Annotated in this window: 24 protein-coding genes; 13 read left to right on the forward strand and 11 right to left on the reverse strand. The window is 57.1% G+C overall.

Annotated features, from left to right (window positions below):
• Positions 1 to 39: 39 nt before the first annotated feature.
• The 3 genes from gatB to gatC all read right to left on the reverse strand — a co-directional run bounded on the left by gatB (position 40) and on the right by gatC (position 3432).
• Positions 40 to 1689 carry an Asp-tRNA(Asn)/Glu-tRNA(Gln) amidotransferase subunit GatB gene (gene gatB / locus VN114_RS01615; RefSeq protein WP_325511353.1) on the reverse strand — a complete coding sequence of 550 codons (1650 nt, stop codon included), beginning with the start codon at positions 1687 to 1689 and terminating at the stop codon, positions 40 to 42.
• Entirely contained in the window at positions 1584 to 3044 is a 1461-nt protein-coding gene (gene gatA / locus VN114_RS01620) for an Asp-tRNA(Asn)/Glu-tRNA(Gln) amidotransferase subunit GatA (protein ID WP_325511304.1), read from the reverse strand. The genes gatB and gatA overlap by 106 nt, the downstream gene beginning before the upstream one ends.
• A gap of 85 nt (positions 3045 to 3129) precedes the next feature.
• Positions 3130 to 3432: an Asp-tRNA(Asn)/Glu-tRNA(Gln) amidotransferase subunit GatC gene (gatC, locus tag VN114_RS01625; protein WP_325511306.1), complete on the reverse strand. Its 303-nt coding sequence runs from the start codon at positions 3430 to 3432 to the stop codon at positions 3130 to 3132.
• 267 nt (positions 3433 to 3699) lie between these two features.
• Here gatC and VN114_RS01630 point away from each other — a divergent pair, with 267 nt between their 5' ends.
• From VN114_RS01630 to VN114_RS01655, 6 genes are all read left to right on the forward strand, one after another.
• A complete protein-coding gene (locus VN114_RS01630; RefSeq protein ID WP_325511308.1) occupies positions 3700 to 4743 on the forward strand; it encodes a rod shape-determining protein in 1044 nt (347 codons plus the stop codon).
• Between the two features lie 158 nt (positions 4744 to 4901).
• Positions 4902 to 5879, forward strand: coding sequence for a rod shape-determining protein MreC (mreC, locus tag VN114_RS01635; protein ID WP_325511310.1), 978 nt, complete (start codon positions 4902 to 4904; stop codon positions 5877 to 5879).
• Positions 5876 to 6391: a rod shape-determining protein MreD gene (gene mreD, locus VN114_RS01640; protein WP_325511312.1), complete on the forward strand. Its 516-nt coding sequence runs from the start codon at positions 5876 to 5878 to the stop codon at positions 6389 to 6391. Before mreC ends, mreD begins: the two co-directional genes overlap by 4 nt.
• Positions 6392 to 6465: 74 nt before the next feature.
• A complete protein-coding gene (gene mrdA, locus VN114_RS01645) occupies positions 6466 to 8382 on the forward strand; it encodes a penicillin-binding protein 2 (RefSeq protein ID WP_325511314.1) in 1917 nt (638 codons plus the stop codon).
• Between the two features lie 74 nt (positions 8383 to 8456).
• A complete protein-coding gene (gene rodA, locus VN114_RS01650) occupies positions 8457 to 9560 on the forward strand; it encodes a rod shape-determining protein RodA (protein WP_325511316.1) in 1104 nt (367 codons plus the stop codon).
• A 30-nt stretch (positions 9561 to 9590) separates the two neighbouring features.
• Positions 9591 to 10661, forward strand: coding sequence for a septal ring lytic transglycosylase RlpA family protein (locus tag VN114_RS01655; RefSeq protein WP_325511318.1), 1071 nt, complete (start codon positions 9591 to 9593; stop codon positions 10659 to 10661).
• A gap of 12 nt (positions 10662 to 10673) precedes the next feature.
• Here the strand turns inward: VN114_RS01655 and rsmI are convergent, their stop codons facing one another.
• Positions 10674 to 11597 carry a 16S rRNA (cytidine(1402)-2'-O)-methyltransferase gene (rsmI, locus tag VN114_RS01660; RefSeq protein ID WP_325511320.1) on the reverse strand — a complete coding sequence of 308 codons (924 nt, stop codon included), beginning with the start codon at positions 11595 to 11597 and terminating at the stop codon, positions 10674 to 10676.
• Between the two features lie 12 nt (positions 11598 to 11609).
• Between rsmI and VN114_RS01665 the strand changes: the two genes are divergently transcribed.
• The 7 genes from VN114_RS01665 (at position 11610) to VN114_RS01695 (ending at position 17937) form a co-directional block, all read left to right on the forward strand.
• The gene (locus VN114_RS01665; RefSeq protein ID WP_325511322.1) at positions 11610 to 12887 is read left to right on the forward strand and encodes a penicillin-binding protein activator; all 1278 of its coding nucleotides are present in this window, start codon (positions 11610 to 11612) and stop codon (positions 12885 to 12887) included.
• Between the two features lie 17 nt (positions 12888 to 12904).
• Positions 12905 to 13276 carry a YraN family protein gene (locus VN114_RS01670; protein ID WP_325511324.1) on the forward strand — a complete coding sequence of 124 codons (372 nt, stop codon included), beginning with the start codon at positions 12905 to 12907 and terminating at the stop codon, positions 13274 to 13276.
• A 52-nt stretch (positions 13277 to 13328) separates the two neighbouring features.
• Positions 13329 to 13925 carry a phosphoheptose isomerase gene (locus tag VN114_RS01675; RefSeq protein ID WP_325511326.1) on the forward strand — a complete coding sequence of 199 codons (597 nt, stop codon included), beginning with the start codon at positions 13329 to 13331 and terminating at the stop codon, positions 13923 to 13925.
• Positions 13918 to 14571, forward strand: coding sequence for a BON domain-containing protein (locus VN114_RS01680; RefSeq protein ID WP_325511328.1), 654 nt, complete (start codon positions 13918 to 13920; stop codon positions 14569 to 14571). Before VN114_RS01675 ends, VN114_RS01680 begins: the two co-directional genes overlap by 8 nt.
• A 99-nt stretch (positions 14572 to 14670) precedes the next feature.
• The gene (locus tag VN114_RS01685) at positions 14671 to 15261 is read left to right on the forward strand and encodes a LemA family protein (protein ID WP_325511330.1); all 591 of its coding nucleotides are present in this window, start codon (positions 14671 to 14673) and stop codon (positions 15259 to 15261) included.
• Between the two features lie 64 nt (positions 15262 to 15325).
• Entirely contained in the window at positions 15326 to 17308 is a 1983-nt protein-coding gene (locus tag VN114_RS01690) for a M48 family metallopeptidase (RefSeq protein WP_325511331.1), read from the forward strand.
• Between the two features lie 95 nt (positions 17309 to 17403).
• Positions 17404 to 17937, forward strand: coding sequence for a TlpA disulfide reductase family protein (locus VN114_RS01695; RefSeq protein ID WP_325511332.1), 534 nt, complete (start codon positions 17404 to 17406; stop codon positions 17935 to 17937).
• A 10-nt stretch (positions 17938 to 17947) separates the two neighbouring features.
• On the opposite strand, the gene prmC is transcribed toward VN114_RS01695, so the two are convergent.
• The 7 genes from prmC to VN114_RS01730 all read right to left on the reverse strand — a co-directional run bounded on the left by prmC (position 17948) and on the right by VN114_RS01730 (position 26424).
• Positions 17948 to 18784, reverse strand: a complete 837-nt coding sequence (gene prmC, locus VN114_RS01700) for a peptide chain release factor N(5)-glutamine methyltransferase (protein ID WP_325511334.1) — start codon at positions 18782 to 18784, stop codon at positions 17948 to 17950.
• A 22-nt stretch (positions 18785 to 18806) separates the two neighbouring features.
• The gene (locus VN114_RS01705; RefSeq protein ID WP_325511335.1) at positions 18807 to 19280 is read right to left on the reverse strand and encodes a disulfide bond formation protein B; all 474 of its coding nucleotides are present in this window, start codon (positions 19278 to 19280) and stop codon (positions 18807 to 18809) included.
• 58 nt (positions 19281 to 19338) lie between these two features.
• Positions 19339 to 20424, reverse strand: coding sequence for a peptide chain release factor 1 (prfA, locus tag VN114_RS01710; RefSeq protein ID WP_325511337.1), 1086 nt, complete (start codon positions 20422 to 20424; stop codon positions 19339 to 19341).
• 105 nt (positions 20425 to 20529) lie between these two features.
• Positions 20530 to 21819, reverse strand: coding sequence for a glutamyl-tRNA reductase (hemA, locus tag VN114_RS01715; RefSeq protein WP_325511339.1), 1290 nt, complete (start codon positions 21817 to 21819; stop codon positions 20530 to 20532).
• Between the two features lie 75 nt (positions 21820 to 21894).
• Positions 21895 to 24279, reverse strand: coding sequence for a CHASE2 domain-containing protein (locus VN114_RS01720; RefSeq protein ID WP_325511341.1), 2385 nt, complete (start codon positions 24277 to 24279; stop codon positions 21895 to 21897).
• A 15-nt stretch (positions 24280 to 24294) separates the two neighbouring features.
• Entirely contained in the window at positions 24295 to 25701 is a 1407-nt protein-coding gene (locus VN114_RS01725) for a FecR domain-containing protein (protein ID WP_325511343.1), read from the reverse strand.
• A 33-nt stretch (positions 25702 to 25734) separates the two neighbouring features.
• Complete coding sequence (locus tag VN114_RS01730; RefSeq protein WP_325511345.1) at positions 25735 to 26424, reverse strand: response regulator transcription factor; 690 nt, start codon at positions 26422 to 26424, stop codon at positions 25735 to 25737.
• Positions 26425 to 26706: the final 282 nt, after the last annotated feature.

A 26706-nucleotide genomic window follows, 5' to 3' on the forward strand; every position in this document is an offset into this window, starting at 1 on the left:
TCCTGTGAGCGCGTTTTTTATCTGCGTTGCAATAGGGCGTTACGTTGCCAGTTTTTTCTTCAACAACTCCGTCAGTTGCGCCGGATTTGCCTTGCCTCGGCTGGCCTTCATTGCCTGGCCCATCAATGCGTTGATCGCCTGTTCTTTGCCGGCACGGAATTCCTCGACGGATTTCGCGTTGGCCGCCAATACATCATCGACGATTTTTTCCAGAGCGCCGCTGTCAGAAATCTGCTTCAAGCCTTTCGATTCGATGATGTCGTCGGCCAGCGTGGCGCTGTCCGATTTTGCTTCCCACATCGCGCCGAATACTTCCTTCGCGATCTTGTTGGAAATTGTGCCGTCGGCGATACGTTTCAGCAGCAGTGCCAATTGTGCGGGTGCGACCGGCGTGGCATCGATTTCGATGCCTTCACGATTCAATGTAGACGATACATCGCCCATGAGCCAGTTGGCGGCGGGTTTGGCTTGATCGTTGCCGGCCGTGGCGACAACGCTTTCAAAATAATTCGCCATCGCTTTCGATTGCGTCAGCACTGAACCGTCGTAGTCGGACAGCCCGTAGTCGCGTGCAAAACGTTCGCGCATCGCGCCCGGCAATTCCGGCATTGCGGCCTTGACGCGTGCTATCCATTCCTCGCTGATGACGAGCGGCGGCAGATCGGGATCGGGGAAGTAACGGTAATCCTGCGCGTCTTCCTTGCTGCGCATTTCGCGTGTTTCCTTCTTGTCCGGATCGTACAGGCGCGTGGCTTGCACGACACGACCGCCGTCTTCAATCAGTTCGATCTGGCGGCGTACTTCGTAATTGATTGCATCTTCCAGAAAGCGGAACGAGTTCAGGTTCTTGATTTCGCAACGCGTGCCGTATTCCTTCTGTCCGACTGGACGTACCGAAACGTTGGCGTCGCAGCGGAACGAGCCTTCCTGCATGTTGCCGTCGCAAATGCCGAGCCAGGTTACCAGGCCGTGGAGTGCCTTTGCATAGGCAACCGCTTCTGCGGCGCTGCGCATGTCTGGTTCGGTGACGATCTCGAGCAGGGGAGTGCCGGCACGGTTCAGGTCGATGCCGGTCATGCCGTGATAATCCTCGTGCAACGATTTACCTGCATCCTCTTCCAGATGCGCGCGTGTCAGTTGCACCGAGCGGATTTCGGTTTTACCGTCGACTTCCATCGCAAATGACACTTTGCCGCCTTGCACCACCGGCAAATCCATCTGGCTGATCTGGTACCCCTTCGGCAGATCGGGATAAAAATAATTCTTGCGCGCGAACACCGAATGCGAAGCGATATGCGCACCGATCGCGAGGCCGAACTGGATGGCGCGTTCGACGGCGGTGCGGTTCATCACAGGCAATGCACCGGGCAAGGCCAGATCGACCGGTGAAGTCTGCGTGTTCGGCGCGGCGCCAAATTGTGTCGGCGAGCCGCTGAAAATCTTGGTATTGGTCGTCAATTGCGTGTGCGTTTCCAGACCGATGACTACTTCCCACTGCATAATTTCCTCACTCGCTTGTTGGTGCTGCGTGTCTGTTGCGATCGCGACGATTTTTTGTGCGTCGGATGGGCGTTGCTTATTTCTCAGATATCGGCCGGTTGTCGCAGGTGCCAGTCGGTGGCCTGCTGATATTGATGTGCGACGTTCAGCAATTTCGCCTCGGCGAAATAATTGCCGATGATCTGCAATCCGACCGGACGTTTTGCATTCTTTTCGCCCTGACCGAAGCCGCATGGAATCGACATGCCCGGCAATCCTGCCAGACTGGTCGACAGGGTGAAGATGTCGGCCAGATAGTTGGCAACCGGATCATCGGCCTTGTCGCCGAGATCCCATGCAACGGTTGGCGACACCGGACCCATGATGACGTCGCACTGCGTGAAAGCCTGCTGAAAATCCTGCGCGATCAGGCGACGGATTTTTTGTGCCTGCAAATAATAGGCGTCGTAATAACCGTGCGACAGCACATATGCGCCGACCAAAATGCGGCGTTTGACTTCATCGCCGAATCCTTCGGCGCGCGTCTTGCGATACATGTCGACCAGATCCTTGTATTCCTTCGCGCGATAACCGTACCGCACGCCGTCGAAACGGCTCAGGTTCGATGATGCTTCGGCCGGCGCGATGACGTAATAAGTCGGGATCGACAGTTCGGTTTTCGGCAGTGAAATATCGACCAGTGTGGCGCCAAGTTTTTCATATTCGCTCAATGCTGCGCGTACGGCTTGCTCCACATCTGAAGCGAGGCCGGCGCCAAAGTATTCGCGCGGAATGCCGATCTTCAAGCCTTTCAGACTTGTGTTCAGATCACGTGTGAAATCCTCTTCCGGACGTTCGACGCTGGTCGAATCGCGTTCATCGAAGCCGGTCATTGCGTTGAGCAACAGGCCGCAGTCTTCAGCGGTCTTGGCAATCGGGCCGCCTTGATCGAGCGACGATGCGAAGGCGATCATGCCGAAGCGCGACACGCGGCCGTAAGTCGGCTTGATGCCGGTGACGCCGCACAGCGATGACGGCTGGCGGATCGAGCCGCCGGTATCGGTTGCGGTCACAGCCGGTGTCAGTCGCGCAGCGATCGCTGCTGCAGAGCCGCCCGACGACCCGCCGGGAATCGCGGTCTTGTCCCACGGGTTTTTTACCGCGCCGAAATGCGAATTCTCGTTCGATGAACCCATCGCGAATTCATCGCAATTCAGTTTGCCGAGATTGACCATGCCGGCCTGATTGAAACGTTCGACCACGGTCGCGTCGAACGGGCTGACGTAGTTTTCCAGCATCTTCGACCCGGCCGTCGAGCGCCAGCCGCGCGTGACAAAAATATCCTTGTGCGCGATCGGGATGCCGGTCAATGCCGTTGCGTCACCGCTTGCCAGTCGGGCGTCCGCAGCCGCGGCCTGCTGCAGTGTCAGCGCTTCGTCCACATGCAGAAAGGCATTGAGATCGCTGTTGCCGATGCGTGCGAGAAACAGCTTTGCCAGTTCGGCGGACGAAATCTTTTTCGCCTGCAGCAGTGCGGATAATTCCTTGAGTGTCTTGGTATGCATGGTGATGTCAGGTGTTCATGTGTACGCGGTTTGGCGTGCAGGGCAAGAGAAAATCAATCGAGAAGAAGTTGTCCGGGACGCTTTTTTATTCGATGACCTTGGGAACCAGATACAAACCATCCTGCGTGGCAGGCGCGACCTGCTGATAGTCATCGCGGCGATTCGGCTCATTCGCTGTGTCGTCGCGCAGGCGCAGCGACAATTCGGGAAGGATGGCAGCGATCGGGTGATTCAGCGGTTCAATGCCGGTCGTATCGACGGCGCGCAACTGTTCGACCAGCGAAAAAATGCCGTTGAGTTTGTCCAGCGTTTGAGTGGACTGCGCATCGGTCAATTCGATCTGCGCAAGAATCGACAGGCGTTTGACATCGGAAAGTTCGAGAGACATGGTTGGAAGGCGGTCGGGCCGCGAGTCAAAATGCGTTTAAAGGACAATCAGGGACGAGGCAGGGCGACTGCATTCCTGTGTCGGTGAATTTCGCGCAAAAGGATGCGTCCGGCACAGATTTTTGGGAATTTTGTCGCCTAATTTCATGTAAATTATAAGGTAGAATACCGGGTTAATGCCTTGCTGGCGCTGTGATATCCGGCTGCCGCGGCTTAGAAAATCCTTTTTACACATTTCGCGCACAACTGCTGCGCATCGGGACAATTCATGTTTGGATTTTTACGCAGTTATTTTTCGAATGATCTGGCAATCGATCTGGGCACTGCCAATACCCTGATTTATGTACGCAGCATGGGCATCGTGCTGGACGAACCTTCGGTCGTGGCGATTCGCCAGCAGGGCGGTCCGAATGCCAAGAAAACCATCATGGCGGTCGGCAAGGAAGCCAAGCAGATGCTGGGCAAGGTGCCGGGCAACATCGAGGCGATCCGCCCGATGAAAGACGGCGTGATCGCCGATTTCACCGTCACCGAGCAAATGCTCAAGCAGTTCATCCGCATGGTGCACGACACCAAACTCTTCAAGCCTTCCCCTCGCATCATCATCTGTGTTCCCTGCGGTTCGACCCAGGTGGAGCGTCGCGCGATTCGTGAATCGGCACTGGGCGCAGGTGCTGCACAGGTTTATCTGATTGAAGAGCCGATGGCGGCAGCAATCGGTGCCGGTTTGCCGGTGTCGGACGCAACCGGCTCGATGGTGGTCGATATCGGTGGCGGCACGACCGAAGTCGGCATCATCTCGCTGGGCGGCATGGTCTACAAAGGTTCGATCCGCGTCGGCGGCGACAAGTTTGACGAAGCGATCGTCAACTACATCCGCCGCAACTACGGCATGCTGATCGGCGAACAAACTGCTGAAGCGATCAAGAAGGAAATCGGTTCCGCCTTCCCGGGTTCCGAAGTGCGCGAGATGGAAGTCAAGGGCCGCAACCTGTCCGAAGGCATTCCGCGTTCGTTCACGATCTCCAGCAACGAGATCCTCGAAGCGCTGACCGATCCGCTGAACAACATCGTTTCCGCCGTCAAGAACGCGCTGGAACAGACGCCACCGGAGCTCGGTGCCGACATCGCCGAAAAAGGCATGATGCTGACCGGCGGCGGCGCGTTGCTGCGCGATCTGGATCGGCTGCTGATGGAGGAAACCGGCCTGCCGGTCATCGTTGCAGAAGATCCGCTGACCTGTGTCGTGCGCGGGTCCGGCATGGCGCTGGAACGGATGGACAAGCTCGGTTCGATCTTCTCCAACGAATAATCGATCCAAATAACGATTCGTCATGCATCACCATCTGACTGGGCGCCATGAATGATGTGATGAAGACACCGTATCCTGAAACGGGATTTGCCGCGGCCGGGTTTTCCTCGACGCGGCATGTTGTTTCCGGGCTCTTCTGCAGGTTCCTCAGGTTTTAAATGGAATACAGTCCACCGCCACTCTTCAAGCAAGGTGCATCGGCACGTGCAAAGATGGTGTTCTTCGCCTTGATTGCGCTGGTGCTGTTGAGTGTTGATTCGCACGTCCGTTCCCTCGGCATGGTGCGCCAGGTTGTTTCCACCGCGTTGTATCCCCTGCAGGTAGCCGCACTCGCCCCGCGCGATGCATTCCGCTATGTCGGCGGCTATTTCGGTTCGCTTTCCGACCTCAAGGAAGAAAACGCCAAGCTCAGGCTGCAGCAGACAATCGATGCGCGTGCTCTGCAGCAAGGACAGCAACTTTTGTCCGAAAACACGCATCTTCGCAATTTGCTGGACATGAAGGCGCAATTGCCTGTGAAGTCGGTAATGGGCGAAATCCTGTATGACACGCGCGATCCGTTCACACGCAAGATCATGCTCGATCGCGGCAGCCAGAACGGTGTCGAACCCGGCCAGCCGGTGATCGACCATGTCGGTGTGGTTGGGCAGGTAACGCGCGTTTTCCCTTTTGCCTCGGAAGTGACCTTGCTGAGCGACAAGGATCAGGTCATTCCGGTGCAGGTCGTGCGCAACGGCCTGCGTAGCGTGGCGTACGGTCGCGGTCAGTCCAATCTGCTGGAGTTGCGCTTCATGCCGACCAATGCCGACATTCAGAAGGACGACGTGCTGGTCACCTCCGGCATCGATGGCGTTTATCCACCGGGACTCGCAGTGGCGACCGTGACACAGGTCGAGAACAAGGCAGATTCGTTCGCGCGCATCGTTTGCAAGCCGTCGGCCGGCATCGATCGCAACCGCCATTTGCTGATTCTGTTGACCGAACACCGGCCTGATCCACGGCCTCCTGAAGAGCAGAAGCACAATGCGCGCAAACAGGGTCTGCTGCAGCATGCGGCCAGCCGCGGCGGCGATCCTGTGGAAAAACAGCCGGAAGCACCGGCTCCGTCCAAACCGTCAGCCAGTGTGCCGCGATGAACAACAACCCGCATTACATTCTGCTGCCGGCCAGTCCGCTCTTTATTGCGGTCAGCCTGTTCGCTGCCTTCCTGCTGAATCTGCTGCCGTGGGGGCAATGGTTCGGTGTTCCCGATTTCGTCGCGTTGATTCTCGTTTTCTGGAGCATGCATCAGCCGCGCAAGGTTGGCATCGGCATCGCCTTTTTCATGGGCTTGTTGATGGATGTGCATGATGCTGCGGTACTTGGCGAGAACGCGCTGGCCTATACATTGCTGTCATATTTTGCGATCACTATTCATCGCCGTGTCCTGTGGTTTCCAAACCGTACGCAGGCATTGCATGTATTTTTCCTGCTGATCATGGCGCAGGTTGTCGGCGTCGTGGTACGGATGGTCGTTGGCGGACGTTTTCCGGGCTGGTTGTATTTTGCCGAAAGCGCAGTGGCTGCATGTCTGTGGCCGGTCGTGACGTGGATTTTGCTGGCGCCGCAGCGCAGGGCGATCGACAAGGACGACACGCGGCCGATTTGATCGGCTGACTGCAATAAGACTGAGGTCGGACGATGTTTGTTGTCCTTGATGATGAGCCGGTATTTTGACTGCGCATGACTGAACTAAAAGATACCGAACGCGAATTGCATCGCTTCCGCCTGCGCCTGTCGGTGGCGGGCGTGGTGGTGTTCGTGCTGTTTGCCTGTCTGCTGACGCGCTTTGTCTGGCTGCAGGTTTTCAAGCATAACGACTATGTGGCTCAGGCGGAGGAAAACCGCATATCCGTCGTCCCCGTGGTGCCGAATCGCGGTCTGATCATGGATCGCAACGGCGTCGTGCTGGCACGTAATTTTTCTGCCTATACGCTGGAAATCACGCCGACCAAGCTCAACGGCAATCTTGAAGACGTGATCGATGAATTGGCGAAGCTGGTCGATATCCAGCCGCGCGATCGCAAGCGTTTCAAGAAACTGCAGGAAGAATCGCGCAATCTCGGCAGTTCTCCGATTCGCGTGCGACTGACCGATGAAGAGGTCGCGCGTTTTTCCGCACAGCGCTATCGCTTCCCCGGCGTGGAAATCCAGGCACGACTGTTCCGTCAATATCCTCTCGGCGAAGTGGCATCGCATGTGGTCGGCTATATCGGCCGCATCAACCAGCGCGATGCGAAGGAAATCGAGGAGAGCGACGACGCTACCAATTACCGTGGCACCGAGCACATGGGAAAGGAAGGACTGGAGCGCAGTTACGAAGAGCAGTTGCATGGAAGGACCGGTTACGAGGAGGTCGAGGTATCGGCTGGCGGTCGTCCGGTTCGTACCTTGTCGCGTACGCCTGCAATCCCGGGCGACAACCTGATTCTGTCGATCGATATCGAATTGCAGAAGGTTGTCGAGCAGGCGTTCGGCGACCGCCGCGGGGCACTGATCGCCATCGAGCCGTCGACCGGCGACGTTCTTGCCTACGTGTCGATGCCGAATTTCGATCCGAATCTGTTTGTCGAGGGGATCGACCAGCAGAACTGGGATGCGCTCAACAATTCACCGGATCATCCATTGCTGAATCGCCCCTTGTCCGGCGCGTATCCACCCGGCTCGACCTACAAGCCGTTCATGGCGCTGGCGGCTCTGGAACTCGGCAAGCGCCGCCCGACGGACGCGATTTCCGATCCCGGCTATTTCATCTTCGGCAATCACCGCTTCCGTGACGACAAGGAGGGTGGCCACGGCATGGTCGACATGTACAAGTCGATCGTGCAGTCGTGCGATACCTATTACTACATGCTGGCCAACGATCTCGGCGTCGATGCGATTCACGATTTCATGGCGCCGTTCGGCTTCGGGCAGAAGACCGGCATCGACCTGAAATACGAACGCACCGGCGTGCTGCCTTCGACAACATGGAAGCGCGAGGCCTATCGCAAACCGGAGCAGCAGAAATGGTACGCAGGCGAGACGATTTCGATCGGCATCGGTCAGGGATATAACTCGTTTACGCCCTTGCAACTGGCGCATGCCACGGCGACACTGGCCAACAACGGTATCGTCATGAAGCCGCATCTGGTGAAGATGGTCGAGAACGGCGTGACACGCGAACGTACGCTGACCGTGCCGAAGGAAAGTTACCGGATTCCGCTGAAGCAGGAAAACATCGACGTCATCAAGCACGCAATGATCGGCGTGACGAAGGAGGGCACGTCGGCCCGTGTGTTCGCCAATGCCGGTTACGAATCGGCCGGCAAGACGGGTACCGCACAGGTGATTGCCATCAAGAAAAATGAAAAATACGACGCATCCAAGTTGTGGGATCGCCATCACGATCATGCGTTGTACACGGCGTTTGCGCCAGCCGACAAACCGCGCATTGCGATTGCGCTGATTGTCGAGAACGGCGGTTTCGGTGCGGTGGCCGCAGCGCCGATTGCAAAGGCGGCAATGGACTACTACCTGCTTGGCAAGCGGCCTGACGTCAAGCCGGCCGACAAAAAAGCGGAAGAGAAGCCGGTGCCGGCAGAGGAGTTGGTGGATTGATGGCACCGCATCTCTCGGCCGGAATCGAATCATGCGAATGGACATCCGTTTTCATGTCCGCAAAGAGGTAATCGATGGACAAGCGTTCGCTTACAAATTTGGTGCGACCTTATGTGCAGGTGTTTGACGGCCCGCTGATTCTGATCGTCTGCCTCATCCTGATGGTCGGTTCGGTGACGCTGTATTCCGCCGGCATCGATTTTCCAGGCCGTTTCGAAGATCACATGCGCAACATCATGATCTCGTTGCTGATCATGTGGATCGCCGCACTGATTCCGCCGCAGACGATGATGCGTTTTGCGGTGCCGCTGTACGTCGTCGGCGTCGCACTGCTGATTGGCGTGGCGATGTTCGGACTGATCAGAAACGGGGCGCGACGCTGGATCGATCTCGGCGTGATCATTCAACCGTCGGAGATCATGAAGATCGCGATGCCGATGATGCTGGCGTGGTTTTTCCAGAAGCGAGAAGGCATGACGCGCTGGAGTGAATTCCTGGTGGCAGGATTGCTGCTCATCGTGCCGATCGGGCTGATCATGCGCCAGCCGGATCTGGGCACCTCGCTGCTGGTGCTGGCCGCAGGTTTTTACGTGATATTTTTTGCCGGATTGTCCTGGAAGGTGCTGGTTGCCGCATTGGTCGCCGCGCTGGCAAGCCTGCCAGTCGCGTGGTCGATGTTGCATGATTACCAGCGTGAACGGGTGATGACGCTGATCGATCCGACCACCGATCCGCTCGGCAAGGGTTTCCACATCATCCAGTCGACAATCGCCATCGGTTCCGGCGGTGTGACGGGCAAGGGCTGGCTGCACGGCACGCAGGCGCATCTGGAATTCATCCCCGAACGTACGACCGATTTCATCTTCGCCGTTTTTTCCGAAGAATTCGGTCTCATCGGCAACTGCATTCTCCTGACTTTGTATTTGCTGCTGATCGGGCGCGGCATGCTGATTGCAGCCAATGCGCCGACCCTGTTCAGCCGTCTGATGGCCGGCGCGATCACGATGATTTTCTTCACGTATGCATTCGTGAACATGGGAATGGTCAGTGGTATTCTCCCGGTCGTCGGTGTACCCATGCCTTTTGTCAGTTATGGCGGCACTGCCTTCGTTACGCTCGGTTTGGGTGTCGGCATTCTGATGAGTATTCAGCGGCACAGAAAACTGATGCAAAGCTGAAGACGCCTTAAAATTTTTTCAGGAGAAGCGATGCAGTTCCGCCCTTGCGACAGATTGCGCGAATCGACGATCATCCTGTCGGTCACGGTATTGCTGGCGCTCGCCGGTTGCAGCAGCGTGCCGTTGTCATCGCCATCAACCTCACCTTCTCCGGGAACACCCCAATCCACCCCGTCCAAAGCCGGTTCCAAGCATCCGGTACTGCCGCCCGCAGGTTCCGGACGTGGCGGTTATTATCTGGATGACGGTCCGGGCGATGTGACGCCGGACGGCTTGCAGGATGTGCCGGATGCGGAGCCGCGTATCGAACCCTATTCGCGCACGGGCAACAAGCCGTATGTTGTCTTCGGCAAGCGTTATGTCCCGATTACCGATGCAAAACCGTTCACGCAGCGTGGCTACGGCAGCTGGTACGGCAAGAAATTTCACGGGCAACGCACTTCTTCCGGCGAGCCGTATGACATGTACCAGATGACGGCCGCACACCCGACGTTGCCGATTCCATCCTATGCGCGCGTTACCAATCTGAGCAACGGCAAGCAGGTAATCGTGCGCGTCAACGATCGCGGACCTTTTCACTCCAGCCGCATCATCGACTTGTCGTATACCGCTGCGTTGAGACTTGGTTATATCGGCAAGGGCAGCACGGAACTGCAGGTCGACCGGTTGCTGCCGGCCGATATCGAGCAGATTCTGGCGGCAAAAGAGAATGGTGCAAAAGTTGCGACAGTCGAACCGGAGGCAGCAGGTGTCGTGATGCCGGCAATGGAAACGACCTCATTGGCACCGCCTGCAATTCAGGCTGCGTCATCCACATCGGCCCCATCGATGCAGCCGACAGCAACAACCGCCGCGACGGCGCCTGCAGCAGGGTTTTACCTGCAGTTTGGGGCGTACTCACAATCTGCCAATGCAGAAGCGTTGCGTGCGCGTTTGTCGCAGAATGCGGGAAATGTGCTGCCATCGTTGACGGTCGAGTCATCAAACAATCTCTATCGCCTGTACAGCGGACCGTTTGCCACCCGAGGCGAAGCTGCTTCGGCCGCGATGCAGGTCGAGCAAAACGCCGGTGGTATCAAGCCCTTCATTGTGCAGCGTTAGGATCGGGACAAATTAGCCGGCATCATCTTCGCCGGTATTTTTGAGTTGCAGAGCGCGCTCATAGAGCGCGTTTTTTTTCTGCCCGGTAATCTGGGCGGTGAGCGCTGCAGCCTGTTTGAGCGGGCACTCCTGCAACAGAATCGTCAGGATGCGTTCTGCCTCCATCCATTCGTTGTCGCCGGCAGTTTGTGCACCTTCCAGCAACAGGACGAATTCGCCTTTTTGCCGGTTCGCATCCGCATTGATCCACGTGATCGCGTCCTGCAATGTGCAACGGTGCATCTCTTCGAACAACTTGGTCAGCTCGCGTGCGAAAACAATTTGTCGCGATGGTTCGAAAGCGTCAACAAGAGCGGCGACGGTTTCTGCGATGCGATGTGGCGCTTCGTAAAAGACCATGGTCGCGGTCATGGGTTTCAGTGTGGTGAGCACGGATTCGCGCTGCTTTGATTTTGATGGCAGGAAGCCAACGAAATGGAACTCGTCGTTGAGCAGGCCACTGGCCGACAACGCTGCAACTGCAGCGGATGCACCTGGCAGCGGCACGACGCGCAATCCCGCGTTGCGCACCGCATCGACGATGCGTGCGCCGGGGTCGGAGACTGCCGGCGTGCCCGCATCCGAAACCAGCGCAATGCGTTCGCCGGCCTGCAGGCGCGTGATCAGCTTGTCGGCGATTTCGCGTTCGTTATGTTGATGCGCGGCGATCAGGTGTTTCGACAGGCCGTAACGTGACAGCAAATGACCGGTATTGCGCGTATCTTCGCAAGCGACGGCATCCACGATCGTCAAAGTGTGCAAAGCACGCAACGATATGTCGCCCGCGTTACCGATCGGTGTGGCCACCACATATAATGTCGCCGGAGGATACGCCTGCCGCATCACGTCATCCATGATGGGTGCGATTGCGGACAGGTTGTTGTCGGAGTCAGTCATTGGGGGAATCGGATGTTGGGAAATCTCGCAAGAATGTGCGCGCTGGCCGGATTGATCTGCGGATTGTGCACGCCCGCAATGGCGCTGACAACTGTCGTGGCAGACACCGGTACACCGGCCGGCGTCAGTGTAACCGGCATTCAGGCGCAACAGGGCGTTGACGGCTTGCAGCTTGCACAAACCGATCTTTCCCTGGTGCGTGATGCGGGTGAGGTACTCGACGAACCGATCGCGGAAGCAGTCGAGTTGCCGGTGGTGACAGCCAGCTTTCCGCCGACACGCATTGCCTTGCTGTTGCCAAGCCGTTCCGATTCGCTGAATCAGGTTGCCAATGCCGTGCATGCCGGATTCATGGCGGCCTACCAGTATGAACCGGGCAATATCGTCATCAATCTGGTGGAAACCGGTGATGCGGCGGTGGACGTACTCTCCGGTTATCAGAGCGCTGCGGCCAATAACGATATCGTGGTCGGTCCGCTGACACGCAGTGGTGCAACCGAAATCATTGTGAACCATGCGGTTACCAAACCGACCATTGCATTGACGCAGCCGGATACGGATGAGGCCGGCACGATTCCTTCCAACATGCTGTTGATGGGTTTGTCCGTGGAAGATGAAGCGCGTCAGGCTGCTACGTGGGCTGCTGCGGGAAAATCCGGGTCCAAGGCATTTGCGATTTCGACCGGCGTTTCATGGCAACGCCGTGCGGCGAGTGCTTTTGTCACGAAATGGCGTTCACTCGGGATGCAGCCGGAGACGGTAGAGTTATCGACTGGTAGCGGGTTCATCAATGCGAACGGCATGCTGCAATTACGCAAACGGATTCAGGAAGAAAAGCCGGCGTTACTGTTTCTGGCACTCGATGCGACACAGGCAATCCAGTTGCGCATGGCAATCGGCAATACCGTGCCGATGGTCGGTACGTCGCAGCTGAATCCGGTGGCGCTGGACGATTGGCCGACCGCGAATCGTCTGAACGAACTGGAAGGAATGATGCTGCTGGACGTGCCGTGGCAATTGCAGGCGGATCATGCGGCGGTCATGGCGTATCCGCACTTGCCGCCGAATGCCGACCAGCGCCGCAGCCCGGATATCGAGCGACTGTATGCGCTTGGTATCGATGCCTATCGCGTTGCGCACAACATCGCGCTGAAGCAGACGGATTTTCAACTGGATGGCGTGACCGGAAAGCTGATTGTCCGTTTCGGCAATGGCCCTGCCTCTTTCGATCGCATCATGCAGACGGCGATTTATCGCGACGGCATGGTGCAGCCATTGCAGGCACCCTGAGCGTTTCCGCTCATCCGATGCGCGTTCCCGATTTTCGGCGGCCACGTACCGAGAAACAGATTGCCGGTCAACTCGGCGAAGATGCTGCGCTGTCCTATCTTCAGCAACGCGGGCTGGTGCTGGTCGAGCGTAATTTTTTGTGCAAGGGCGGCGAGCTCGATCTGGTCATGCAGGAAGGCGACGTACTGGTTTTCGTCGAGGTCCGCAAGCGTGCCGATCGCAGTCACGGCGGTGCCGCTGCCAGCGTTACACCGGCCAAGCAGAAGCGACTGACGACTGCCGCCCATCATTATCTGCAACGCTATCGCATGCCGCCCGCCTGTCGGTTCGACGTGGTCGCGATCGACGGCGATGAAACATCCTGGATCAGGAACGCCATCGTCGCCTGAGCTCATCCATGTTGCAGTCCGCGGCATCGTACTACTCTATAATCCGTACACCATGAATACGCAACGCATCCTCAGTCATTTCCACGAAAGTGCCGAACTGAAAATACAGGCGGCCTCGCAGCTATCCCATCCGATTGCGCAGGCAGTGGAACTAATGTTCACCGCCCTGTCTAACGGGAGCAGGATTCTCGCGTGCGGCAACGGCGGATCAGCGGCCGATTGTCAGCATTTCTCGGCGCAGCTGGTCGGACGTTTCGAACGCGAACGGTTGCCGCTTCCGGTGATGGCGCTGACGACGGATACCTCGATACTGACGGCCATCGGCAATGACTACAGCTATCAGGAAATTTTCAGCAAGCAGGTGCAGGCCTTCGGCCAGCCCGGCGATATCCTGCTGGCATTGTCGACGTCCGGCAATTCCGCCAACATCATTGCGGCGATCGAAGCAGCACGGGAGCGCGATATGCACGTCGTGGCGCTGACCGGCAAAGGTGGTGGTGCAATCGAAAAACTGCTTACCGACGCAGATGTTCACATTTGCGTTCCGCATGATCGTACTTCCCGTATCAAGGAAGTGCATTTATTGACATTGCATTGTTTGTGCGACGGCATTGACGTCGCACTATTTGGAGGAGATGAAAATGATTGACCTGAATCGTTACCTGGCAGCGGCACGCCGTCCGCTTGCGTTGGTGCTGGCAGTTGGCGCCACCGCGTTTGCCTTGCAGGGTTGCGTCGGTGTGATGATGGGCGGTGCCGTGGTCGGTACGCTGGCGGCGACCGATCGACGCACGCTGGGCGCGCAGACCGAGGACAAGGCGATCGCGGTAAAGGGCGAAGCGCGGATTCCGAAAGTGGTCGGTCCGAACGATCATGTCAACGTGACCAGTTTCAACCGCAAGGTTCTGTTGACCGGTGAAGTGCGCGACGAAGCGGCGAAGGCGGCAGCGGAACGTGAAGCGGCAGGCATCGAAGGCGTGCAATCGGTCGTCAACGAACTGGCGATTCTCGGTGCTTCCGGTTTCGGCTCACGTTCCAATGACGCGCTGATCACCGGCAAGGTCAAGGCTTCGCTGGTCGACGACAAGGTGTTGTATTCGAACGCATTCAAGATCACGACGGAGCGCGGCATCGTTTATCTGATGGGGCGTGTCACGCAGAGCGAAGGCGAGCGCGCTGCAGAAATCACGCGTGGCGTCAGCGGCGTAGTGAAAGTCGTCAAGGTCTTTGAGTACATCAGCGACGAAGAATACAAGTCGCTGACGACGACACCGGACAAAACCCAGCAAAAATAAGTCAGATTATTATTGCCGCCAATTAACAATTGGCTGTTCCCGATGATATATTGAGGCCGCACGCATTCTGTCGTGCGGCCTTTTTCATTGGGAGAGAACATGACTGCGGTACTCGTTTTGCTGGCAATTATTGTTGTCGTCGTGATCTGGGCGATCAGCGCATACAACGGCCTCGTCGCGTTGCGCAATCAGTTCAAGAATGCGTTCTCGCAAATCGATGTGCAATTGAAACGTCGCTATGATCTGATCCCGAATCTGGTGGAAACCGCTAAAGCCTACATGGCACACGAACGCGAGACGCTGGAAGCCGTGATCGCTGCACGCAATCAGGCCGTCAGCGCCAACAGGCAGGCTGCCGGCGATCCTGCCGATGCAGCGGCATTCAAGCAGATGGTAGCGGCCGACGGCGTGTTGAATGCATCGCTTGGGCGTTTGTTCGCCTTGTCCGAATCGTATCCGGACTTGAAGGCGAACGAAAACATGATGCAACTGAACGAAGAGTTGTCGAGCACCGAAAACCGCATCGCATTCGCGCGCCAGGGTTATAACGACAACGTAATGTCGTACAACATCGCGATTGAACAGTTTCCGGGCTCGGTAATCGCCAACATGTTCGGTTTCAAAGCCGGGACGTTGCTGGAATCGACCGAGTCGCCGGAAGAACGCAAGGCGATCAAGGTCGCATTCTGAATTTGACATCAACGCAGCTTCGCGCAAGTGAAGTCTGTGCGTTGATATCCCTCACTCTTCCCGAATGAATTTCTTTCAGCAGCAGGATCACGCCCGGCGTCAGACCAGGACGCTGGTGATTCTGTTCGTGCTCGCGGTGGCGGCGATCGTGCTGGCCGTCAATGTTGTCATGGCGATGTGCTGGATACTGCTGCAGGGCCAGCCGCTGGCGGGCACACATTCGTATCCGCATGGCTTCTTTGTCACCAATACGTTGATCACTGTCGTGCTGATCTGCGGCGGCACATTGATCGAAATGTTCAATCTGCGCGGTGGGGGCGATACCGTGGCGCGCATGGCGGGTGGCAGGCTGGTAATGCCGAATACGGGGGAACGGCACGAACGTCGCCTGCTAAATATTGTGGAAGAAATGGCATTGGCGTCAGGCGTGGCCTGCCCCAAGACATATTTAATGGAGAAGGAAGAGTCCATTAATGCCTTTGCGGCCGGGTATAGCCCGAATGAAGCTGTCATCGTCGTGACAAGAGGCACACTGGTTCGCTTAACCCGCGACGAGTTACAAGGCGTGATTGCCCATGAATTCAGCCATATCCTGAACGGCGATATGCGCTTGAATATCAAGTTGATCGGCGTCCTGTTCGGGATAGAAATGCTTGCCGATTTCGGGCTCAGGGTGATTGATTTTGCCGGCTACAGATATGGAGAAGGTATTGGCGAAAGAAGACTGACTATTTTCCATATCGGCATTTTGGCTTTTGGAACCACTTTCTTCCTGATTGGGTACATCGGACTTTTCTTCGGGAGACTGATCAAGTCGGCGGTGTCGCGACAACGCGAGTTTCTTGCCGATGCCAGTGCAGTGCAATTTACGCGTAATCCGGATGGCCTCGGATGCGCACTCCGCAAGATCGGCGGGTTGGCTCGCAAAGGTTTTGCACAGTCCAATATCGAGCATCACAGTGCCGAGCGGCTCTCTCATCTGTTTTTGAGCGCCGTGCGGCCAGGCCTGATGGCAGGTTTTTTTGCAACGCATCCACCGATTCGCGAACGACTGCGCCGTATATATGGGCGCGATATCGGCATGCTTGACGGTCCGGAACTGGTCGTCGCGGAACCGGTTGAAAGAGACCGGCCGGACAACAGGTTGCCGGATATTCCTTTTCTCGCTCCTGGCTTTGTCAGCGGTGAAGCGCATATGCAGGCGGCGGCTGAAGCAATTGCCGCAACAGCGGCCAGCGCATACGGAAACACGCATGAGACTGGCAATCCGTTGCAAAAAATCCGTCTGGCGCCGGAGATCGACCAGGCCATGCATGAACCCGGCGGTGCCAGTGCGATTGTCTATGCACTGCTGCTGGAAGGCGGCCGGCATCAGCAATTGTTGTCATTGCGTGAACATGCGCCAGCGCAATCGGCGCGCGCTGAGCGTCTGGCACAGCTTATCTGCCAGTTGCCGAGCAATGCACGTTTGCCACTCCTTGATTTATCGATGCCGGCATTGCGTCAGTTGAGTATTGCCGATCGTGCGGTGTTGTTGAAAAACGTTGATCGAATGATCGCCGCTGACCAGCGCGTAACCTTGTACGAGTTCGTATTGCAAACCGTGCTGACGCGACGACTCGATGCAAGGGCCGGTCGCGCCACGCCTTTCCGTTTTTCTGCGTTGACAGAATTGAAGGCCGAATGTGCGATTCTGTTTTCGCTTGCCGCGCATGTTGCCGCTCCGCTGTTGCAGCAATCGGCTGTCGTACTGTTCATGCGTGCCGTACGTGCTTATCCGCAACTGGGACTGGCCGAGCAGGATTTGATTGGAGCGCAGGCGCTGGGTTTTGCCAAGGTGAAGCTGGCACTCGATCGTGCGAACCTGCTGGCCCCGCTGGCAACGCCGATGCTCATCAAGTCGCTGGTGGCAATCGTCGATGCAGACCGCAATATGCCGCTGGAAATCGCGGATTTGCTGCGTGCAATTTGTGCTGCGATCGATGCGCCGATGCCGGCAAAGGTCGCCGCAATTTATACGGAATCAGGCTGGCCGGAAGCTGCCTGACGGTGTCAATCCTTGGCGACGGAATGCGTGCAACGCACTTTTCCCGATCTGTCTATAATGGCCGCACTCTGGCGCTTTCCGGTCTGTTTCCCATCATGCAAACATCTACCTCTGCCGCTGTTCCCGTTCCCAAGCGTACCTGGCTGAAAGTGCTGGCGCTGCTGGTCGTCGTTTCGCTGATTGGCATTGCCTATTTCTCGCTGTCAAAACGCGAAACGATTCCGGATGTGACATTCGTCGATTTGCAGGGGAAAAAAATCACCTCGCAGGATTTGCGCGGCAAGGTCGTGATGATCAATTTCTGGGCGACGTCGTGCACGACGTGCGTGAAGGAAATGCCGCAGATGGTGGAAACCTATAACAAGTACAAGACGGACGGGCTGGAATACATTGCCGTTGCGATGGCCTACGATCCACCGAACTATGTGCTGAATTTTGCCGAGACGCGCAAATTACCCTTTACCGTGACGCTCGACACGCAGGGTACGCTGGCCAAATCATTTGGCGATGTTCAATTGACGCCGACCACACTGGTAGTCGATAAAAACGGACATGTCATCAAACGCTATGTCGGCGAGCCTGATTTCGCGGCGTTGCATCGCTTGCTTGAAAAGGAACTGGCCGCCTGAGGGTGAATAGTCATGTCGCCGGACGTTTTCCACCGCTGACGCGTTCGATGCCCGCAAGATCCTTCCAGCTTTGTACTTCCTCGAATCCCTGATCGATCAGTAACTGGCGTACCGCTGCAGCCTGGTCGTAGCCGTGCTCCATCAAAAGCCAGCCGTGTCGTTCCAGATGTGCCGGCGCGTGACGGCAGATCGTGCGCAATGCCGACAAGCCGTCTGCATGATCGGTGAGTGCATCGACCGGCTCGAAACGCAGATCGCCTTCGGACAAATGCGCGTCTCCGGCGACGATATAAGGTGGATTGGAGACGATCAGGTCGAAGCGGTCGTCCCCATTCAGTGCGGAAAACCAGTCGCTGCGCAACAGACGCATGGTGACGTTGTTGTCGCGGGCATTGGAACGTGCAACTGCCAGCGCGGCTTCACTCACATCAAGTGCGGTGACGACGGCATCGGGGCGTGTATGTGCAATCGCGACAGCAATCGCACCGGAGCCTGTTCCCATGTCGAGAACACGACCGCCTTTCGGCAAATACCGCATGGCCAGTTCCACCAGCAATTCGGTTTCCGGACGCGGGATCAGGACGGCGGGGTCGACGTGCAGCGACAAGCCGAAGAATTCGCGTTCGCCGATCAGATAGGCGATCGGTTCGCCAGCCATACGGCGCGCGCAGAGATCATTCAGTCTCTGGATTTCGTCGTTCTTCAGCGAACGTCCCGATTGCGTGATCATTTGCACCCGCGACAGTTTTGTCGCGTGACCGAGCAGCATGCGCAGTTCGAGTTGCGGCAAGGCGATACGTCCGCCGGCCAGAATGGCGGCGACCGTTTCTCCGTCATGAAAAAACATCGCGATGTTATCCGGTGCCGGATTAACGATTGCGGCGCAAGCCGGTGCGCAGCAGCACGACGGCAAGGATGATGAACCAGACCAGCGCCCATTGCGGCAGTGAGAGACCGAAAATCGGCGCGTATTCTGTCGTGCACAAACCGTCAGCCTGGAACAGGAAAGGCATCAACTTGGCGGTCGGAATCGTGTTCAGCGAAGTTTCAAGCGGATCGATGCCGCAGGAAACAGTCGGATGTGCCTTGATGTAAATATGCCAGCCGGCGACGCCGGCACCAGCCAGCGAGGCAAGTGCGGCGAGAATCGCACCGGGTTTGGTGATGCGCGGCAGGAACGCGGTAATCAGGCAAATCAAGGCAACACCCGCGAAGGCATAACGCTGAATCACGCACAGTGGGCAGGGCAGCATGTTTTCGACATGCTGCAGATAAAGCGCAACGCCCAGAAGAGCGATGCAAATCACGGCAACGGCAATCAGGACGAATCGGGAATTTTTCATGTTTCGGCTTTCAAATTCAACGTTCAAAAGAAGTGGCAGCAGAAGCCTACCCTGATTTTTATCCGACTGCATCGGCCAATGCGGCCAGCAATTCCGCCTGATGTTCGGTCGCCAGTGCATTGGTCAGGTCGGTCAGGTCACCATCCATGATGAAGTCCAGTTTGTACAGTGTCAGGTTGATGCGGTGATCGGTCATGCGACCCTGCGGAAAATTGTAGGTGCGAATGCGTTCGCTGCGATCGCCGGAGCCGATCAGCGATTTGCGCGTGGCCGCTTCCTTCGATTGCTGTTCGCGCAGTTGCACATCCTTGATGCGCGCGGCCAGCACTTTCAGTGCGGAGGCCTTGTTCTTGTGCTGACTGCGATCGTCCTGGCATTCGACCACGATGCCGGTTGGCAAGTGCGTTAATCGTACGGCGGAGTCGGTCTTGTTGATGTGCTGACCACCGGCACCCGAGGCACGGAAGGTATCGATACGCAGATCGGCAGGATTGATATCGACATCTTCGACTTCATCGGCTTCCGGCATGACGGCAACCGTGCAGGCCGATGTGTGAATACGGCCTTGTGTTTCGGTAACGGGCACGCGTTGCACACGATGGCCGCCGGATTCGAATTTCAGTTTGGAGTACGCGCCGTTGCCGATGATGCGCGCAATGACTTCGCGATACCCGCCGAGTTCAGACTCCGACGCGGAAACGATTTCCACCTGCCAGCGGTTGCGTTCGGCGAAGCGCGTATACATGCGCAGCAGGTCGGCAGCGAACAGCGCCGATTCATCGCCGCCGGTACCGGCGCGGATCTCGAGGAAGATGTTGCGATCGTCATTCGGATCTTTCGGCAGCAGCATTTTCTGCAGATCGATTTCCAGCTGTTCAATCCGTGTTTTTGCTGCGGCAATTTCTTCCTGGGCGAATTCCTTCATTTCCGGATCAGACAGCATTTCTTGCGCAGAAAGAATGTCGCTGCCAGCCTGTGTGTATTCCTGATACAGCGCGACCAATGGACCGAGTTCGGCGTGTTCGCGCGTCAGCTTGCGATAGGTGTCCATGTTGGACGTCGCATTTTCCTGAGTCAGTAGAAGATTCAGTTCGGCCAGCCTTTCGGTGAGCTGGTCGAGTTTGGCGAGCATGGATGGTTTCATCGTGACAAATATTCCGGAATGATATGAAGGCATGCAGACATGCCATGAGCGGGTATTCCTGCGCTGCGAGAACCGCAGAAGCGCAGGAAAAAGCGACGAGCGTCGCTAGCGTTTGGTGCGGAACAGTTGCGGCAGGAGGGCGGCCAGACGTGCACGCTCGTCGCCCTGCGCATTGTTCAATGCCTGTTGCGGGCCATGCAGGAATTTGGCGGTCAAGCCCTTCGACAACGCCTCCAGAACCACATCGATATCTTCGCCGCGCGACAACAGCTTGCGTGCACGCTCCAGTTCCGCGGTGCGCATCAGCTCGCTGGATTCATGCAGATCCTGGATCAGCGGCACCACAGAACGTGCGTCGATCCAGTGCATAAAGGATTGCACGCGCGTTTCGATGATGGCCTCGGCTTGCGCGACGGCTGCCTGGCGATTTTCGACGCCGGTCTGCACAAAGGCGCCGAGATCGTCGACGGTGTACAGATAGGCGTCGTTCAGTCGCCCGACTTCTTCCTCGATGTCGCGCGGAACGGCAAGATCGACCATGAACATCGGCTTGTGGCGGCGCGTCTTGATGGCACGTTCGACCATGCCAAGTCCGATGATGGGTAGCGATGATGCCGTCGACGAAATGACGATGTCGTAATGCGCGAGCTGGTCGGGCAATTCCGCGAGACGGATGGCGCGACCATTGAAACGATGGGCAAGCGCTTCGCCGCGTTCCAGCGTGCGATTGGCGATCGTCAGCGATTTCGGATTCTGTGCTGCGAAGTGCGTCGCGCACAGTTCGATCATTTCGCCGGCACCGATGAACAGGACATTCTGTTCCGACAGCTTGTCGAAAATGCGTTGCGACAGACGCACGGAGGCGGCCGCCATCGAGACGCTGTGCGCACCGATTTCCGTCGTGCTGCGGACTTCCTTGGCGACGGCAAAAGTGCGCTGGAACATCTGGTGAAGATAAGTACCGAGTCCGCCGGCGGCATCTGCCTGGCGCACGGCGTCTTTCATCTGGCCGAGAATCTGCGGTTCGCCCAGCACCATCGAATCGAGTCCCGATGCCACGCGGAAGGCGTGTCGCACAGCATTGTCCTGCGGCAGCGCATACAGATAGGGGCGCAGATCGGTGTACGGAAGTTTGTGATAATCGGCGAGAAAGTGCGCAGTCAGATCGATCGCTTCATCGATGCCGCCGGGAAGATGGCTTGCTGCATACAGTTCGGTGCGATTGCAGGTCGACAGAATCGCCGTTTCGTCGCTGTATGTGTTGCTTGTGCTGCGTCCGTACCACGACCGCGCGGAAGCCACCGCCTGACCAAGCTGGTCGGCAGGGAAGGCTACCTTTTCGCGCAGTGAAACCGGCGCGGTGGTGTGGTTGATGCCAACGGCGACAAGTTGCATTGATGGCCAAATATTCAGCAGATGAATAGCTCATTATTATAGCCTGACGCCCATTTGCCAAGGCGTGGCGGCGAATCAGTCGGGTTGGCAACAAGGCAATGCCAGCGTGAAGGTCGTACCTTCGCCGATCTGGCTGGTGCATTCGATGGCTCCCTGATGGCGCTCGACGACGGTCTTCACGAAAACCAGCCCAAGTCCCACGCCGTCGTGACGTGTGCGGCCAGGGGTTTCCACATGCTGGAAGCGGCGGAACAGCTTGACCTGATCCGCCGGGGAAATACCGTAGCCATGGTCGCGGATACTGCAGACGACATGCAGATGATCGTTCCGGATTTCGGCCCAGACGGTGCAGACGATGTTTGTGTGTTCCGGGCTGTAATTGATGGCGTTGGAGAGCAGATTGGTCAGTGCGCGGGTCATCAAGGTGCGATCGACATGGACCGGATAATCGCCGTCTGCTCCTTCGACCTGCACCACGATATGCTTGCTCTTTGCCAGCGACCAGATTTCATCCGCGGCATCGAACAGCAGATCGTGAAAATCGACTTCCTCCAGGCGATATTCATGCGATTCCGCGCGTGCCAGTTGCACGAAATTGTCGGCCAGCCCAAGCGTTTTGCGCGACGCCTTCTCGATGCGCGCAAAGAGTTCCTGTAGCGGCAGCGCCGACGATTCTTCGCTTTGCAATTCGAGCAAGGCAAGGATCGACGCCTGCGGCGCGCGCATGTCATGCGACAGAAAGCGCAACGTTTCGTCTCGGCTGCGTTCGGCGGCGCGAATCGTGGAGATATCGATGATGTTGACGATCCAGCCGATCAATTGATTGGCGGCCGAATAGCAAGGCCCGCTCTTGACCAGCAGATCGCGGCCCTTGTGATCTTGTATGGAAATGCCGTCGGCAAATGTTTCGGTGTATTTGATATCCAGCAACTCGGCCCATTCGAAAGGCGTGTTGATGGTTTGTCTCAATGGCTGCGGCGTATTCAAATGCAGGAGCAGATGATAGATGCACATGCCGGAAACATCATCGAAGCCGACCGTCCGGTAATAATCGGCGGCATGTTTGTTGACGAGCAGCACCCGACCTTCAACGGTTGTGATCAGGGTCGCATCCGGCAAACTGTCCAGGCTGTCGGAGACGAATTGCCGCAGATCACGCACGCGACGCGCCGCTCTTTCCATTGCGGTGATGCGCTGCTCCAACACGTCGGCCATGTCATCGAAACGGACCGTCGAGGTTTCTTCCGGGAGCAGGTGCGGTTCCTGATCGAGACGGATGAACTCCTGACCGAGATAGGTGATCGCGGCTTCCAGTCGACGCCAGCTCCATAGCGGATAGGAAAGTATCAAGACGATGATGGCGGCAGACGGCGCCAGCCACACACCCATACTCAGACCGATATAACTGCCGATCAGCGTCATCACCAGCCAGCCGCCCGTTGCTAGCAGTGACATGCGGGGCGACAGTAGCAGATAACCGAGCAGCACCATCAACACCGGCATGATGTTGAAGAGCGCGTTTTTCCATTGCGGCGCAATCATGATGCGTTTGCCATTCAACAGGCTGGCCAGCACGTGCGCATTGATTTCGATACCGGGCATCGCACCGGAAGAACCGGAGACAGGGGTGGGATAGGAGTCCGCCATGCCGAGTGCCGTGGCACCGACCAGAACATATTTATCGGTGAAGAATTCGTCGGGGACTTCGCCGCGCAGAACGGAGACATACGGCACCGACTGGAAATGGCCGATGCCGCCCTGGAACGGGATATGAATTTGGTCGCCGCGTTGCCAGTCGTCCGGCCCATCAGGGTGTTCTATCTGCGGAAACTTCGTTGCGCTCATGTCTTCGCGATTGCCGGTCGCCAGCAATGCCGCCGCGAAATGCGGCCACCATCGATTGTCCTGTCCCTCTCGCAAAAAGACGCTGCGTACCACGCCGTCGCTGTCATGCTCGAGATCGATGTGGCCGAGTGCATGCGCAGCTTGCGCCAGTTCGGGAATCGGCATGTTGGCCGTCAAGCCGTGACCGACGCTCGACATCACGACCGGCAGCACGGTGCGATCGTTCTGTTTCAACGCTGTACTCAGCTTGGCGTCGTCGCCTTCATTGTGATTTGCGCGGTTTGATGATTCGGCCTCGGAAAGGATGACGTCGAGGCCGATCGCACGTGGATTTGCGTGATTCAGTCGCTTGAGCAGATCGGCATGGATGTTGCGCCGCCAGGGCCAGCGACCGAGTTGAGACAGGCTGTAATCGTCGATGGCGACAATGATGATGTCGTCACGCGCCTGTTCGTCATTGAAGGAGAGGAAGAAATCGTAGATCGATTGATCGAGGCGGCCCAAACCATTTTGCCAGCCCAGCGTCGCTGCCATGAGTAACAGGCCGACGAACAGCACCATCCATTCGCGTAGAGCCAGACGTCGCACGAAGGGAGAAAGCCATCGGGTATCCATGAATACGCGAGTCGCTTATCGGGAAGCGTTACGCGCATCCTGCTTGGGGCGCAGCGGATGACCGTCGTTGATGATCCACTGGTCGGTGACGATCAATGTTTGCGAAAATGAAAAGGGATTCGTGCTGCCGTCGGTATTGACGCTTTGCACGCGCGCAAAGTAGGTGCCGAACGACGGGCGTGAAAAACGGGCTTCGTTGCCGGTGACCGTATTCGAATATACCAGCCAGCTGAACTCCGGATCGCGCGCAACCTGGATGTTGTAGGTGCTGGTCGATGTGCCGGGCCATTGCAGCACGAGTTCGCGTGGATCACTGGATGCAACGGACGGAGCGGGTTGCGTCGGATCGCTGTTGGCCGCGGTGCGGTTTTGAATGGAGACGGCAATCGTGCGCGGCATACCCTCCAGACCGAGGCCGTCAATCGCCGACAGGCGCGCGAAGTATTTTCCTTCCGCGATGTTGTCGATGCTCAGGCCGTTTGCCTTGCCGGTCGCTTCTGCAAGCAGATGGAGCATGTCTGCATCCTGTGCCAGTTGAACATGGTAAAGACGTGCGCCGACGACAGGCACCAGCGAGAATTGGGCCGCGCCGTCCTGACGGTACGGCATGCCGTTCAATTGGGGTGGCGGCAGCAGGTCGATAGCCGGGCCCACGGTGGTACGCTGAATGATGTTGCCCTTTGCCGGCGGAAGCATGCGGACATCCTGCGTGCGTGTCGAGCTGGCGGCGACGTGACCGTCCAGCACTTCGGTGGCGACTTGATTGCCGTCATAGCCGACGCGGAAATTGGTGCCGCGCACACCGGCAACGGAAAGCGGGGTACGGACTTCGAAACGTCCCTTGTTGACGTCGAGCGGAGAAACACGCGAAACGACGCGACCGCGCAGCAGGGTGACTTCCACGCGAGGACTTCCGGTATAGAGGGATTTGCGTACTCTGGTCAGCTGGACGCTACTGTTCGATGGCAACGAGACGCGCGATTCATCTGCCAGGGAAAGTGTCAGGAAGCTGTTGATCCCCGTGTGGATTTTCGTCCCTTCGACGATTTTGCTGCCGACGCTGAGCACACCTGTGCTGCCGTCCGGATAGGTCGCGCTAATGGCGCCATTGCGGGCAATGACGGTTGCATCGCTCGGTTCGTCTGCCAGCAGGTCGGCGGGAATGATGATGCCGGTGCCGATCGGAATATTGTTGTCTTTGGAGATCCGATTGGCTTCACCAAGTGCTGTCCAGTTGGCAGTCTTGGTCGTGAAACGAGAGGCGATCGACATCAGCGTATCGCCGGCTTGCGCGTAATAAACAATGCCTGATGGATTGACGACAATGCTGCCGGGTGCCGGCGTGACGGGGCCCGACCAGGCCATCTGCATGACGATCGCCAGTGCTGCAACGAAAATCAGTTTGTGGAGGGCGATGCGCATGTTTCCTCTCCGCGCAACCCTTGGCGCGTCTTTCTACCCGGTCATCTGCTCCAGGCGGTAGCCGTAACTGTAAACCGGAGCCAATCGAAAGCCATGCTCTGGACGCAATTGTAACTTGCTCCGTACACGCGAAACGTGCGTATCCATCGTCCTGGACGGAATCTCGACATCGCGTGCCCATACCGCTTCCAGGATATAGGCACGTGACAGCGGGCGCCCCAGATTGCGGAAGAATAACAGAGCGAGATCGAATTCCTTCTGTGTCACTTCAATCGGCGTACCGGAAACCGTCAGACGTCCTGTGCGTGCTTCAAAAACAAAATTACCGAACTGGATCTGCTCGATCGGATTCTGGCTTGGATAGGCCCGACGCAACAGCGCCTGTACGCGAGCCAGCAATTCGCCGCGGCGGATCGGCTTGATCATGTAATCGTCAGCACCCGCTGCCAGCCCGGCAACGATATCGTCTTCGCCGGAGCGACTGGTCATGAACAGCACAGGCAGATTGGCCGGCAACTTCTCACGCGCCCAGCGCAACACATCCGCACCGCTCAAATCAGGCACCTGCCAGTCGATGATCAGCATATCGAAGCTTTCGCGGCGCAACTGGTTCAGCAGTTCCTTTCCGCTTTGGAACGGGTGGCAGAAATGACCGGCTGCACTGAGCACTTGACAGACTAAATCTGTCTGGCTGCGGTCATCATCAAGTACGGCAATTCGCATATTTTTGACGCTGGAGTAGCGGGTTGAATTCGTGGGGACTAATTTAACAAACTATTTCCACGCTGAACCTTCAACCGTTGCGATGTGACAATATTTCACAAATTAGAAAGCTATATATCGGATTTTTATGGCTTTTTTGCATCATGTCGGTGTTTCACTTACTTAATCATTCGATAAAAATTACCGGATCAAAAACGACGAAGCATATTAAAACTGCATGATTGTCTGTATATTTTTTGCTAATTAATCGTAAGACGAGCTCAAATTATGACCAATATGCTC

It is taken from the genome of Oxalicibacterium sp., assembly GCF_035565035.1.
In the GTDB taxonomy this organism is placed as follows: domain Bacteria; phylum Pseudomonadota; class Gammaproteobacteria; order Burkholderiales; family Burkholderiaceae_D; genus Oxalicibacterium.